The following is a 12,857-nucleotide window of genomic DNA, read 5'->3' as shown; positions in this document are numbered from 1 at the left end:
TTTGGGAAGATCGCCGGATAATATTTGTCAACTTTAGTTTACATAGCTAGTGTTGCCTTATGTTGACGCCTGTAGATAGCGACTCAAACGCTGCAATTGTTATCGGTGCGGGGCTTGGTGGCCTTGCGGCAGCCATGCGGCTGGGGGCAAAGGGTTACGCCGTCACCGTGCTCGACCGGCTGGACCGACCCGGTGGGCGGGGCTCTTCTGTCACGCAGGATGGACACCGATTCGACCTTGGCCCGACGATCATCACGGTGCCGCAAGTCTATGAAAAGCTTTGGGCAGCCTGCGGACGCGACTTTCACAAGGATGTTGATCTGCGCCCGATGGATCCATTCTACGAAGTCCGCTGGCAGGATGGATCAACCTTCAAGGCCCGGCAAAAGACCGACGCCATGCTGGCAGAGGTCGCGCGCCTTTCGCCCCATGACGTCAAAGGCTACCTGAAGTTTCTCAAAGACAGTGAGCGGCGCTATGTCGTCGGCTTTGAGGGGATGGTCGCCAAGCCGATGCACAAGCTGTGGGAGACCATCAAGGTTCTGCCGACTTTTGCAATGTTACGCGCTGATCAGTCGATCCTTGGGCTGGCCAAGCGCCGGGTGAAAGACCCGCGTTTGCGCATGGCGCTATCGTTCCATCCGCTGTTTATCGGGGGCGACCCGATGCATGTGACCTCGATGTATGCGCTGGTGGCACATCTGGAGAAGGAATTTGGCGTCCATTACGCGATGGGCGGGGTGCAGGCGATTGCAGATGCCATGGTGGCTGTGATCCGGTCGCAGGGCGGGCAGGTTCGTCAGCAGGCCGAGGTTGACGAAATCCTTGTGGCAGACGGGGCCGCCCGCGGCGTGCGTTTGACAAGTGACGAGGTCCTTGCCGCCCCTCTGGTCATCAGCAATGCCGATGCAGGCCACACCTATCGCAACCTGTTGCGCAAGGCCCCGCGCAAGCGCTGGACTGATCGCAAGCTGGCGTCTCGCCGGTGGTCGATGGGTCTGTTTGTCTGGTATTTCGGCACCAAGGGAACCGCCGACATGTGGCCCGATATCGGCCATCACACCATTACCAACGCCCCCCGATACGAAGGCTTGCTGAAGGATATCTTTATCAAGGGCAAGCTAGCGGATGATATGAGCCTCTATATCCATCGCCCCGCACGCACCGACCCCAGCGTCGCGCCTGCCGGGGATGATACCTTTTACGTTCTGTCGCCGGTCCCGCATCTGGGGTTTGACGACGCTGTTGATTGGACCACTGAAAGGGATGTGTACAAGGCCAAAGTGCAGGCGGAGTTGCAGAAATACCTGCCCGGCTTTGCAGAGCGGATCAGCACCGAGATGACCCTGACACCCGCAGATTTTCGCGACAGGTATCTGTCCCCCAACGGATCCGGTTTCTCGATAGAGCCGCGCATCCTGCAATCAGCCTGGTTCCGGCCACACAATATCAGTGAAGAGGCCAAGGGTCTGTTTCTGGTCGGGGCCGGCACCCATCCGGGGGCCGGTGTGCCCGGCGTGATTTCCAGTGCCGAGGTTCTGTCCAAGCTGGTGCCCGACGCCCCACATATCCCTGAAATGAAAGTTGCTGCAGAATGATCCGACCCGGTGACCTTGATCATTGTCGCGAAGCGATCCGCCACGGATCGTTGTCCTTCCATGCGGCCTCTCGATTGCTGCCGGGGGCGGTCCGCGATCCGGCACTGGCCCTTTATGCGTTTTGCCGATTGGCCGATGATGAGGTGGATGAGGGCGAATATCAGGCAGGTGCTGTTTTGCGGCTGCATGAGCGGCTTGATCAGGCCTATGCCGGCAAGCCGCGCAACGCCCCCGAAGATCGGGCATTCGCCGCCATTGTCGAGGATTTCGAGATGCCGCGCGCCCTGCCCGAGGCTTTGCTGGAAGGCCTTGCCTGGGACGCCGCAGAGCATCGGTATGACACGCTGAGCGGCGTGCGCGACTACGCGGCCCGGGTGGCCAGTGCCGTGGGTGCGATGATGTGTGTGCTGATGCGTGTCCGCGACCCTGATGCGCTGGCGCGGGCCTGCGATCTTGGCGTCGCAATGCAACTGACCAATATCGCCCGCGATGTGGGCGAAGATGCCCGGATGGGCCGGATTTACCTGCCGCTTGACTGGCTGGATGAGGCCGGGATCGACCCGCTCAACTTCATCCGCGAGCCGCTGCCCACGGATGAGATACGCAGAATGGTCAAACGGCTTCTGGCCGAGGCAGACCGGCTGTATCGCAGATCAGAGGCAGGCATCAATGTGCTGCCCCTGAAGGCCCGCACCGGTATCTGGGCGGCCCGGCTGATCTATGCGGGCATCGGAAAGCAGCTGCGCAGGCAGGGCTATGACAGCATTTCGATGCGGGCCCACACCTCGACACCGCAAAAACTGGGCTGGTTGGCTCAATCGGCGGTTCGCACGGCGGGGTCGGTCATCATGCCGAAATCGGCCGTGGTCTATGCCCGCCCATTGGACGAAGTCGCCTTTCTCGTTGATGCCGCCAGCCAGTCGAAACCCGATCCGGGGCGATCCGCATCTGTTCTGGATATTCTGGCGCAGCTGAAAGCGCGCGAACAAGGCATTGGAACTGACCGCCCACTGGCATAGTTGTTCAGGGCGCTATGAAAGGTCCGCTCTATGGATATGCTGTTGTTCTTGATGTTTCTGGCTGCGTGTTGCGGGGCTGGTGCCACAGGTGCCGCCTTTCCGCCGGGGCCGTGGTATGAACAGCTGAACAAACCGTCATGGGTGCCACCCAACTGGCTGTTTCCGGTCGCATGGACCACAATTTACCTGCTGATGTCATTTGCCGGCGCACGGGTCGCCGTGCTGGAAGGCAGCGCCTATGCGCTGGGTTTCTGGGCCATGCAGATCGCGTTCAACGCGTTATGGACGCCGGTATTCTTTGGGTTGCGGCGGCTGAAAGGGGCGTTGCCCGTGATGGCGGCGCTGTGGGTGTCGGTGCTGGGCTGCACGATCACCCATTGGCAACTGGACTTCTGGGCCGGGCTTGCGTTTTTGCCCTATCTGGCGTGGGTGACGGTCGCGGGGGCGCTGAACTTGGCCATGGTGCGGTTGAACCCGGATGTGCGCCCCTTGGATTTGGGGACGGTTTGATGGGGTCGATCGCCCTTGAACAAGACGAACCTTGTGGAAGGGATTATGTCTGACTGGAAGCCGTTGCCAGGAGAAGATGCGAAGAGCTACATAGAGCGCGTTGGCGGGTGGGATGGCGCCAAGATTAAGATGATGGCCGTCTTGCAGTCTGAATTTGGATACAAACATGGCGACGCAAAAACGCTCAGTCTGACCTCCAGTCGTTTCTGGATGACCTTTTTTCGGTCCAAACTTGCGCGCATGCACGCTGCTGGAAATGGGAGAGCTGCGGGCAGACGTTTTGTGGAAAACCGCAACAGTGATTGGGGTATCGGCAAGCCCACTTTGACCCCTACCGAGATTGATCAACTCCTCAATGAGTTTGGAGACTGGCAGGACTAAAGGAACCTGTCGTTAAGCGCTGAGGGCATCGCCCGACCTGGAGGGCGTTTGATTGCTTGGCGTTGATCGGTTCTTCGCCAAACACGCGACCTGGCACTTCTTGCAACCTTGCAAAATCGCCCTCCGGGGGGGAGGTCGGGCGATGCCCAGTGGTGCCCGCCGGGTGGGACATTCGCTGATGTTTGCGCATTGATTTGGCTTTATACCCTGGCCGAAGCCGTGCCCCTTGAACCTGTTCCAAATCGGTGAAACCATTGGGGATGGAACTTCACTTCAAATCATGGGCTGATGTGGCCCCCCGTTTGGTTGCTGTCGCCGCAGGGCGGGCGCCGGCTGATCTGGTGATCAGCGGCGGCAGGCTTGTGAATGTACAAACCCGCGAAGTGCTTGACTGGCAGGTCGCTGTCGCTGACGGTCGTTTTGCCTATATCGGTCCGGATGCATCACACTGCGTCGGCCCGGACACGCGGGTGATCGCGGCAGAGGGCCGCTATCTGATCCCCGGCCTGTGCGACGGGCATATGCACATCGAAAGCGGCATGCTGACCCCTGCTGAATTCGCCGCCGCTGTCATCCCGCATGGCACGACCACCATGTTCACCGACCCGCATGAGATCGCCAATGTGCTTGGTTTGCGCGGGGTCCGGATGATGCATGATGAGGCGCTGATGCAGCCCATCAATATCTATACGCAAATGCCGTCCTGCGCGCCCTCCGCCCCCGGTCTGGAGACCACAGGGTTCGAGATTTCAGCCGAAGATGTGGCCGAGGCGATGGCCTGGCCCGGCATCATCGGGCTGGGCGAGATGATGAACTTTCCCGGCGTGATCAATGGCGACCCACAAATGCTGGCTGAGATGGCCGCCACGATGAATGCGGGCAAAACCGTCGGGGGCCATTATGCCAGCCCGGACAAGGGTCGGGATTTCAGCGCCTATGTGGCAGGCGGGGCTGCGGATGATCATGAAGGCACCGCCGAGGCCGATGCCATCGCCCGCGTCCGCAATGGCATGAAATCCATGATGCGGCTGGGATCAGCCTGGTACGATGTGGAAAGCCAGATCACCGCGGTCACGGAAAAGGGGCTGGATCCGCGCAACTTCATCCTCTGCACTGATGATTGCCATTCCGGCACACTGGTCAATGATGGTCATATGAACCGGGTCGTGCGCCATGCGATTGCCTGCGGCTGTGACCCGCTGGTGGCATTGCAAATGGCCACGATTAATACGGCAACCCATTTCGGCCTCGAACGCGAGCTGGGCTCTATCACACCGGGCCGGCGGGCGGACCTGATCCTGACGTCGGATCTAAAAACACTTCCGATCGAGCATGTGATCGCGCGCGGTCAGACTGTGGCGATGGACGGCAAAATCACGGTGGATTGCCCGCATTACGACTGGCCCGATGCGGCACGCCAAACCGTTCACATGAAACCGCTGACCGCTGACCGTTTTGCTATCGCGGCCCCGGATGGGGCAAATACCGTCCGGGCCAAGGTAATCGGCGTTGTGGAAAACCAGGCCCCGACAGAGGCGCTGTCAGCCGAACTGCCGGTCATTGACGGGCGGGTCACCGGGCAGGGTGACACATATCAAATTGCCCTGGTCGAACGTCACCGGGGAACAGGTGGTGTGACGAACGGGTTTGTGTCGGGCTTTGGGTATACCGGGCAGATGGCAATGGCATCGACCGTGGCCCATGACAGCCATCATATGATCGTTGTTGGCACGGATCGTGACATGATGGCCAAGGCGGCCAATCGGCTGGCCGAGGTGGGCGGTGGCGTCACAATCTGGAAAGATGGGGCCGAACTTGCGCTGGTAGAGCTTCCCATCGCCGGGCTGATGTCCGACCGCCCCGCGGCAGAGGTTGCAGCAAAGGCCGAGGCGCTGGTTGCGGCCATGGCAGCCTGTGGGTGCAAACTGAACAATGCCTATATGCAGCACTCGCTTTTGGCACTGGTTGTCATTCCGGCGTTGCGGATCTCTGATCTGGGTTTGGTTGATGTCACCAAATTCGCGCTGACCGATTTATTCGAGGAAAACACATGAACATCCCGCAAGAGGCGGCAATCAAGACGCCCGACATTCCAGCCCCCGAAGCCTTTGACGACGCAGGCAAGGCTGTAGATCGGCTGATCATGCTCTATCAGGCGGCTGTCAGGTTCCTGTCGGACAATTTTGCAGCCGCCGCGACTGACGGGCGCCCCCTGTCACGGGTGCGGGCCTTTTACCCAGAAATCCGGCTGACCACGACAACCTATGCAAAAACCGACACCCGCCTGTCTTTCGGGCATGTGGCCGAACCCGGGACCTACGCCACCACCGTCACCCGACCTGATCTGTTTACCGATTACCTCAAACAGCAGATCGGGCTTTTGATCAAAAGCCATGGCATGCCGGTTGTGATCGGGGCGTCGGACACGCCCATGCCGGTTCATTTCGCAGCCGCCAACAACCCCAACCTGACCGTGCCGCAGGAAGGGTCGATGGATTTCAACCTGCGCGACAATTTCGACGTGCCCGACCTTAGCACGACCCATGATGACATCGTGAATGGTGAGGAATTCACCTACCCCGACGGCGCGCGCCCTTTGGCCCCGTTTACGGCACAACGGGTCGACTATTCGCTCGCCCGGCTCCAGCACTACACCGCCACCGCGGCAGAGCATTTCCAGAACCATGTGCTTTTCACCAACTATCAGTTCTATGTCGAGGAATTCGAAGCCTATGCGCGCCAGATGCTAGATGATCCGGGTAGCGGCTACACCAGCTTTGTCAGCACCGGAAATGTGGAAATCCGCGACGCGGACACACCGATACCGGTTCCCGAAAAGCTTCCGCAGATGCCGACCTACCACCTGAAACGGGACGGCGGCGGCGGCATCACGCTGGTCAATATTGGTGTCGGACCGTCCAATGCAAAAACAGCAACCGATCATATCGCTGTGCTGCGCCCGCATGCCTGGCTGATGGTGGGGCATTGCGCAGGGCTGCGAAACTCCCAACGGCTTGGGGATTTTGTGCTGGCCCATGCATATCTGCGCGAAGACCATGTGCTGGACGATGACTTGCCTGTCTGGATCCCGATCCCGGCCCTTGCAGAAATCCAGATTGCGCTGGAAACCGCGGTGGCGGATGTGACCAAGCTGGAAGGGTACGAGCTGAAGCGCATCATGCGGACAGGCACGGTTGCGACAATTGACAACCGCAACTGGGAACTGCGCGAACACACGGGCCCGGTGCAGCGTTTGTCGCAATCACGGGCGATTGCGCTTGATATGGAAAGTGCGACAATTGCGGCCAACGGTTTCCGGTTTCGGGTGCCTTACGGAACTCTTCTTTGCGTCAGTGACAAGCCCCTGCATGGCGAGCTGAAATTGCCCGGAATGGCGTCAAATTTCTATAAAACACAGGTGGCCGCGCATCTGATGATTGGTATAAGAGCGATGGAACGACTGCGTGAAATGCCGCTGGAACGCATCCACAGCCGCAAATTACGTAGCTTTGAAGAGACAGCGTTCCTCTAAAACTGCAAAAAACCACCCAAAACCCGTTATTTTCACTTGAAATGACGTACTAATCGTTGTGGTGTCCCACAACATCCCGTTATATGTGCGGGTAATAGGCCCAACTGCTTGGGTAAACGAGGGAGACCAGTAAGATGGCAACAAAACCAATGACAAAGGCGCAGCTTGTCACTGCACTTGCCGATGAAACAGGCATGGATAAGAAAGCAGCGGGTTCCGCACTGGACGCCGTGACCGGCATCATCACCAAAGAAGTATCCGGCGGCGGCGCCGTGACACTGCCAGGTGTTGGCAAAATCTACTGCCGTGAGCGCCCCGAGCGTATGGTCCGTAACCCGGCCACTGGCGAGCAGATCAAGAAAGAGGCCGACAAGGTTGTCAAAATGACAATCGCCAAAGCGCTGAAGGATAGCGTGAACGGCTAAGTCGCCCGTGGCCACGGCCACAAGATTGCATTGAAGGGGTCGGCCCATCGCGCGGGCCCTTTCTTTTTTTGTGCGTCCATGCTGGTCAGCGGTTGGATCACGCCCCGCGTCAAGGCCGCTTTCCAACACACGAGCCCGTGGATAGACTTGCGCAGATTGCCGATCAATTCCGGGGAGCCATGCAGCCTATGTCACAACACAATATCGCGGTCGTTGGCCTTGGGTCCATGGGTTACGGGATGGCGCAATCGCTGCTGAAGGCCGGGCATGCGGTGCAGGGTTTCGACATCAACCCCGATACCGCCCGCCGGTTTGAAGCAGAAGGCGGTTTAACCGGGTCTTTGCGTGATGCGGCAGCCCGCTCGGACATCCTGATAATTGTGGTTCTGAACGCCGCACAGACGGAAAATGTCCTGTTTGGCGAAAACGGCTGGGCCGCAGACCTCAAGGAGGGCGCGACCGTGGTCGGATGCGCCACGGTGCCGCCGGAATTTGCGAGGGATATGGCGACACGCTGCGCTGATCACGGCCTACATTATCTGGATGCGCCGATCTCGGGCGGGGCGGCTAAGGCAGCGCTGGGCAAGCTCAGCATTATGGCATCGGGAACGCCGGATGCGTTTGTCGGGGCCGCGCCGGCGCTGGATGCGATGGCAGAAACTGTTTTTCGCTTGGGCGATGCGGCGGGTGCCGGGTCTGCCATGAAGGCGGTGAACCAGCTTTTGGCCGGTGTGCATATCGCGGCCATGGCCGAGGCGCTGACATTCGGGATGACCCAAGGCGTCGCCCCGGAAAAATTCGTAGAGGTGATCAGTCAATGCGCGGGCAATAGCTGGATGCTTGAAAACCGCGCACCGCATATTGTGGCGGGCGATTATACGCCCCGATCCTCTGTAGATATCTGGCCCAAGGACCTTGGAATTGTCCTTGATATCGCAAAATCCGCGCGGTTCAGCGCGCCGCTGACAGCTGCGGCGTTGCAGCAATTCCTGGCTGCGTCCGGCTCTGGGCTTGGCGCCGAAGACGATGCGGCGGTGGCCAAGGTCTATGCACGCAATGCCGGTCTGGTCCTGCCGGGAGAGGACGCATGAAACTGGGATGTATCGGTGACGATTTCACCGGATCCAGCGATCTGGCGAACACATTGGCCAAGCAGGGCATGCGCAGCGTGCAATATACAGGTATCCCCACGCGCCCAGCCCCGCCGGATGTCGAGGCCGGAATTGTCGCGCTCAAAACCCGTTCGATCCCGGCGGCCGACGCAATTGCGCAGTCTCTTGCAGCACTTGAATGGCTGCGCGCGCAAGGGTGCGAACAGTTCTATTTCAAATATTGTTCGACCTTCGACAGTACGGCAGATGGCAATATCGGCCCCGTGGCCGAAGCGCTTGCCGATGCGCTGGACGCAACAGCGGTGGTGGTTTGTCCCGCATTTCCGGGCACGGGCAGGTCCATTTATCAAGGCCACTTGTTTGTGAATGATACATTGCTGAATGAAAGCGGCATGGAAAATCATCCCCTGACCCCGATGAAAGACCCTGACATCCGCCGTGTACTGGCCGCCCAGTCCAAGGGGGCGGTCGGGCATGTCCCGGCAGGCACCGTTCTGGCCGGTGCGGATGCGATCAGCACGGCGCTGGCGGCCGAGGCTACGGCAGGTCGCCGCCTGATCGTTGTTGATGCGTTGCGGGATGAGGACCTTTTGCAACTTGGCGCCGCCTGTAAAGGCCTGGCGCTGGTAACTGGCGGATCGGGTGCGGCGCTGGGGTTGCCGGCCAATTTTGGGATCAGCCCGCAAAGCACAAGTATCTGGACCGGCGAGGCGGGGAAATGCGTGGCCTTGTCCGGCTCTTGTTCGGTCGCGACCCGCGCGCAGATCGCCCAGCACAAGTTGCGGCACAGCACGCTGGAAGTATCCGCCAAGGCGTTATTCGATGGCACCGTCACGGCGCAAACTGCAACCGACTGGGCATTGGCGACAGAAGGGGTGCCGCTGATTTACAGTTCGGCAGAGCCTGAAATCGTGGCCGCCGCACAGGCGGAATATGGGCGTTCGCGCAGTGCAGACGCGTTTGAGCAGTTCTTTGCGGAAATCGCACGGCTTTGTACGGCTGCGGGGATCACCAAGCTTTTGACGGCAGGCGGCGAGACATCAGGCGCCATTGTAGAGGGGCTGTCGCTGTCACAGTTGCAAATCGGGCCCGAGATTGACCCCGGCGTGCCAGCCCTGCGCGCGTCGGATACGCTGGTATTGGCGTTGAAATCCGGGAATTTCGGGGCCCCGGATTATTTTGAGAAGGCCGCTGATATCTTGGCAGGACAACACCAATGACGACCGCATTACGCGAACAAATCTGCCTGTCGGCGAAATCACTGTTTGATCGGGGCCTGACGGGCGGCAGCACAGGCAATATTTCGGCGCGCATGCCGGATGGCGGCTTGCTCGTCTCACCCACAGGGACCAGCTTTGGCCAGCTTGATCCGGGACGGTTGAGCCATTTTGACGCGTCCGGAAGGCTGGTTGATGGTGACCCGCCCACCAAAGAGATGCCGCTGCATTCTGCCTTCTACGACACCCGCAGCACGGCCGGGGCAGTTGTTCATCTGCATTCGTGTCACTCTGTCGCCTGGTCGATGATGCCCGACGTGGACCCCGATAATTTCCTGCCGCCCCTGACCCCTTATGCAATCATGAAGCTGGGCCGGGTGAAGCTGCTGCCATTCTTCCGCCCCGGTGATCCGGCGATGGGGGATGCGGTGCGCGGCCTGGCGGGGAAACGCACTGCTGTCATGCTGGCCAATCACGGGCCTGTGGTCGCGGGCAAGGATGTAGAGGCCGCCTGCAACGCAATCGAAGAGCTGGAGGACACGGCGCGTCTGGCGATGATGATGCGCGGCATTCCCGCCCGGATGCTGACAGATGCCCAAGTCACCGATCTTGTAACCCATTTCGACATTGCGTGGGACGACTGATGCGGTTTTCTGCCAATCTTGGGTTTCTCTGGGCTGATCTGCCCCTGCCCGACGCAATCCATGCAGCAAAGGATCATGGGTTTGATGCCGTGGAGTGTCATTGGCCCTATGCATTTGATCCCGGCGACGTCCGGGCGGCGTTGACGGCGACGGGGTTGACAATGCTGGGGCTGAATACTGCGCGCGGCGACGTGGATGCAGGCGAAAACGGGTTATCGGCGCTGCCGGAACGCATAGATGATGCGCGGGCGGCTATCGACGCAGCACTTGCCTATGCGCGGGCGATTGATGCGCAAAATATCCATGTGATGGCGGGTTTTGCCAGCGGTCCGGATGCGCATCAGGTCTTTGTCGAGAACCTGCGCTATGCCTGCACAGCCGCAGCGTCACAGGGCGCCACGATCCTGATCGAGCCGCTGAACAGACATGATGCGCCGGGCTATTTTCTGCAAACCGCTGATCAGGCGGTCCGTATTCTTGATGCGGTTGCAATGCCCAATATCAAGCTGATGTTTGATTGCTACCATGTTCAGATGATGGAGGGCGACCTGAGCCACAGGCTTGCCGCGCTGAAGGACCGTATCGGTCATATCCAATTCGCCAGTGTCCCGGACCGTGGCGCGCCGGACCACGGCGAAGTGAACTATGCGCATGTTTTTGAGGTGATCAGATCACTGGGCTATGACCAACCGCTGGGTGCAGAGTACAAACCAAACGGGCCGACGGTTCAAACGCTGAACTGGCTGACGCATTGGCGCTGAAGGCACCCAAGGTTGGGTCAGGACAGGAAAACCGCCAGCCAGGTCGGCGAAACAGGGCGATATTTCCAGCTATCTGGTGCCGCTGATAGGACTCGAACCTACGACCCCATCATTACGAATGACGTGCTCTACCAGCTGAGCTACAGCGGCTAACCAAGCGTGCTATTAGCATTCTGCATGTAGGGCGGAAAGCCCTATTTTTCCGATGTCGCCTCGGTTACCGGTTCAGAAACGTCAAGCTCTACCACTTCCGGAAGCGTCTCTTCCGGCTTGTCCTGCCCAACAATCAGCGGCAGCATTTCGGTGCCTGCGGGCATGCTGATATCGCCGGTCGGCGGTGTCTTCCAGCTGAGCGTGTCAAAGGATTGGCAATTGCTGCAGGTCGCCGCCCATTGCGGGTGGATATGGTGGCAGTTTTCGCAAACCCATTGTGGACCCCGCGATGCGGTAAGGGCCTTGGTCAGCCAGCCGCGCACAACTGAATCCTCGGCCCCTTCGCCACGCTCGATCGCGGCCATCAGGGTCAGGTTTCGCGTGGTCGGGTCTGTCGTGACAAGATCGCCCAATGCGCGTTTTGCCCCCGGGAAATCCTCGGCCGAGATATGTAGTTCGGCCAACAACATCTTGGTTTCGGGGTGATCCGGCGTTGTCTTGATAAGCGTGCGGAACCGCTTGAGCCGCGCGTCGGGGTTCTCACCCGGTTCGATTTCCGCAAAGGCGGCGGCCAGATCAGGATGCGGCTGGACCGACCAGGCCTTGGTCAGAACGCGGGTCGCGTATCGGGCGTTGCCGCTGGCGATATAGCCATTGGCGGCCATAACCGCAGCGGGGATCAGATCGGGCGACAGGCGGTTTGCCTCAATCGCGGCCTCGCGGGCCTCGATGGACTTGCCGTCTTCCATCACGTCACGGGCCGCAGACAGGGCCAAGACGGCATCGCGGCGCTTGTGCACGTCGCGTGGCAGATTTCCGGATTTCAGCTTGGCACCCAGCGTTTCACGTGCGCCGGTCCAATCGGCCTTGGCCGCCTGCAGCTGCAAAAGCACATCTTGCGTTTCTTCATGGCTGGGTTTCAGCGCAAATGCCTTTTTGGCAAGCGCCAGCGCTGTGTCGGTGTCCCCATCAGACAGCTTTTGTTTCATGATACCGCGCACGCCGACAAAGCGGGTCTTTTCATTCGTCAGCAACTGTTTGTAAGTTGATTCCGCCTTGCGCCGGTCGCCCGTCAGTTCCGCCGCCTGCGCGGTCAACAGGTTGGTCAGTTGCGGTTGTTTGAGATACTTTTCGGCCCGTGCGGCCTTGGTCATGGCAAGGTGCCCTTCACCCGAGGCGAGGGCCATCATCCCGTCCGACAGGGCCTCATAGCCCTTACGCTCGCGGTTGCGATCAAAATAACGCGAAATCGCGGTCTCATCACCGTTCAGGAATTTGAAGGTCGCCACCAGGAAGGCCAGGATCTTTAGCCCAAGCCAGACCGCAACGACAAGCGCGACAAGCGCAAATACAATCTCAAGCGGGCTAAGCGTGAATTCGATGCCTGCAACACCGATGGTCGCGCCACCTTCCACTTCCATCAACATCGTACCGCCATAAGTCAGCGCGGTAACCGCTGCGACGAAAACCAGGATTTTAATCAAGGACCAGAGCATGGGTTTCGC

At 59.6% G+C, this 12,857-nt stretch carries 12 protein-coding genes and 1 tRNA gene; 11 read left to right on the top strand and 2 right to left on the bottom strand.

Annotation, left to right across the window (positions count from 1 at the left end; translation table 11 throughout):
- Positions 1-59 precede the first annotated feature (59 nt).
- From AABB31_RS14915 to AABB31_RS14865, 11 genes are all read left to right on the top strand, one after another.
- On the top strand, positions 60-1,598 hold the full coding sequence (locus AABB31_RS14915) for a phytoene desaturase (protein WP_342077390.1): 1,539 nt from the start codon (positions 60-62) through the stop codon (positions 1,596-1,598).
- Positions 1,595-2,617: a 15-cis-phytoene synthase gene (gene crtB, locus AABB31_RS14910; RefSeq protein WP_342077391.1), complete on the top strand. Its 1,023-nt coding sequence runs from the start codon at positions 1,595-1,597 to the stop codon at positions 2,615-2,617. Before AABB31_RS14915 ends, crtB begins: the two co-directional genes overlap by 4 nt.
- Positions 2,618-2,647: 30 nt before the next feature.
- Positions 2,648-3,127: a TspO/MBR family protein gene (locus AABB31_RS14905; RefSeq protein ID WP_342077392.1), complete on the top strand. Its 480-nt coding sequence runs from the start codon at positions 2,648-2,650 to the stop codon at positions 3,125-3,127.
- Positions 3,128-3,172: 45 nt separating this feature from the next.
- On the top strand, positions 3,173-3,508 hold the full coding sequence (locus AABB31_RS14900; RefSeq protein ID WP_342077393.1) for a hypothetical protein: 336 nt from the start codon (positions 3,173-3,175) through the stop codon (positions 3,506-3,508).
- 260 nt (positions 3,509-3,768) lie between these two features.
- Complete coding sequence (gene ade / locus AABB31_RS14895) at positions 3,769-5,562, top strand: adenine deaminase (protein ID WP_342077394.1); 1,794 nt, start codon at positions 3,769-3,771, stop codon at positions 5,560-5,562.
- Positions 5,559-7,040 (top strand): AMP nucleosidase, encoded by a 1,482-nt coding sequence (locus tag AABB31_RS14890; RefSeq protein WP_342077395.1) that lies wholly within the window; start codon positions 5,559-5,561, stop codon positions 7,038-7,040. Before ade ends, AABB31_RS14890 begins: the two co-directional genes overlap by 4 nt.
- Positions 7,041-7,174: 134 nt before the next feature.
- The gene (locus tag AABB31_RS14885) at positions 7,175-7,465 is read left to right on the top strand and encodes an HU family DNA-binding protein (protein ID WP_342077396.1); all 291 of its coding nucleotides are present in this window, start codon (positions 7,175-7,177) and stop codon (positions 7,463-7,465) included.
- Between the two features lie 188 nt (positions 7,466-7,653).
- Positions 7,654-8,556 carry an L-threonate dehydrogenase gene (gene ltnD / locus AABB31_RS14880; protein ID WP_373634924.1) on the top strand — a complete coding sequence of 301 codons (903 nt, stop codon included), beginning with the start codon at positions 7,654-7,656 and terminating at the stop codon, positions 8,554-8,556.
- Entirely contained in the window at positions 8,553-9,797 is a 1,245-nt protein-coding gene (gene otnK / locus AABB31_RS14875; protein ID WP_342077397.1) for a 3-oxo-tetronate kinase, read from the top strand. Before ltnD ends, otnK begins: the two co-directional genes overlap by 4 nt.
- On the top strand, positions 9,794-10,438 hold the full coding sequence (locus tag AABB31_RS14870; protein ID WP_342077398.1) for an aldolase: 645 nt from the start codon (positions 9,794-9,796) through the stop codon (positions 10,436-10,438). Before otnK ends, AABB31_RS14870 begins: the two co-directional genes overlap by 4 nt.
- Positions 10,438-11,199: a TIM barrel protein gene (locus AABB31_RS14865; RefSeq protein WP_342077399.1), complete on the top strand. Its 762-nt coding sequence runs from the start codon at positions 10,438-10,440 to the stop codon at positions 11,197-11,199. Before AABB31_RS14870 ends, AABB31_RS14865 begins: the two co-directional genes overlap by 1 nt.
- A 74-nt stretch (positions 11,200-11,273) precedes the next feature.
- Here AABB31_RS14865 and AABB31_RS14860 read toward each other — a convergent pair.
- Together AABB31_RS14860 and AABB31_RS14855 are read right to left on the bottom strand one after the other, a co-directional pair.
- Positions 11,274-11,349 (bottom strand) — tRNA-Thr (locus AABB31_RS14860).
- Between the two features lie 44 nt (positions 11,350-11,393).
- Entirely contained in the window at positions 11,394-12,848 is a 1,455-nt protein-coding gene (locus tag AABB31_RS14855; protein WP_373634923.1) for a heme biosynthesis protein HemY, read from the bottom strand.
- Positions 12,849-12,857: the final 9 nt, after the last annotated feature.

This window comes from Yoonia sp. SS1-5 (assembly GCF_038443705.2).
GTDB classification, from domain to species: domain Bacteria; phylum Pseudomonadota; class Alphaproteobacteria; order Rhodobacterales; family Rhodobacteraceae; genus Yoonia; species Yoonia rhodophyticola.
This window is presented reverse-complemented; position numbering and strand designations above follow the sequence as displayed.

Excerpts from the sequence above, each read along its gene's own strand:
- AABB31_RS14915 (WP_342077390.1), top strand. The coding sequence starts at position 60 with ATGTTGACGCCTGTAGATAGCGACTCAAACGCTGCAATTGTTATCGGT.
- crtB (WP_342077391.1), top strand. The coding sequence starts at position 1,595 with ATGATCCGACCCGGTGACCTTGATCATTGTCGCGAAGCGATCCGCCAC.
- AABB31_RS14905 (WP_342077392.1), top strand. The coding sequence starts at position 2,648 with ATGGATATGCTGTTGTTCTTGATGTTTCTGGCTGCGTGTTGCGGGGCT.
- AABB31_RS14900 (WP_342077393.1), top strand. The coding sequence starts at position 3,173 with ATGTCTGACTGGAAGCCGTTGCCAGGAGAAGATGCGAAGAGCTACATA.
- ade (WP_342077394.1), top strand. The coding sequence starts at position 3,769 with ATGGAACTTCACTTCAAATCATGGGCTGATGTGGCCCCCCGTTTGGTT.
- AABB31_RS14890 (WP_342077395.1), top strand. The coding sequence starts at position 5,559 with ATGAACATCCCGCAAGAGGCGGCAATCAAGACGCCCGACATTCCAGCC.
- AABB31_RS14885 (WP_342077396.1), top strand. The coding sequence starts at position 7,175 with ATGGCAACAAAACCAATGACAAAGGCGCAGCTTGTCACTGCACTTGCC.
- ltnD (WP_373634924.1), top strand. The coding sequence starts at position 7,654 with ATGTCACAACACAATATCGCGGTCGTTGGCCTTGGGTCCATGGGTTAC.
- otnK (WP_342077397.1), top strand. The coding sequence starts at position 8,553 with ATGAAACTGGGATGTATCGGTGACGATTTCACCGGATCCAGCGATCTG.
- AABB31_RS14870 (WP_342077398.1), top strand. The coding sequence starts at position 9,794 with ATGACGACCGCATTACGCGAACAAATCTGCCTGTCGGCGAAATCACTG.
- AABB31_RS14865 (WP_342077399.1), top strand. The coding sequence starts at position 10,438 with ATGCGGTTTTCTGCCAATCTTGGGTTTCTCTGGGCTGATCTGCCCCTG.
- AABB31_RS14855 (WP_373634923.1), bottom strand. The coding sequence starts at position 12,848 with ATGCTCTGGTCCTTGATTAAAATCCTGGTTTTCGTCGCAGCGGTTACC.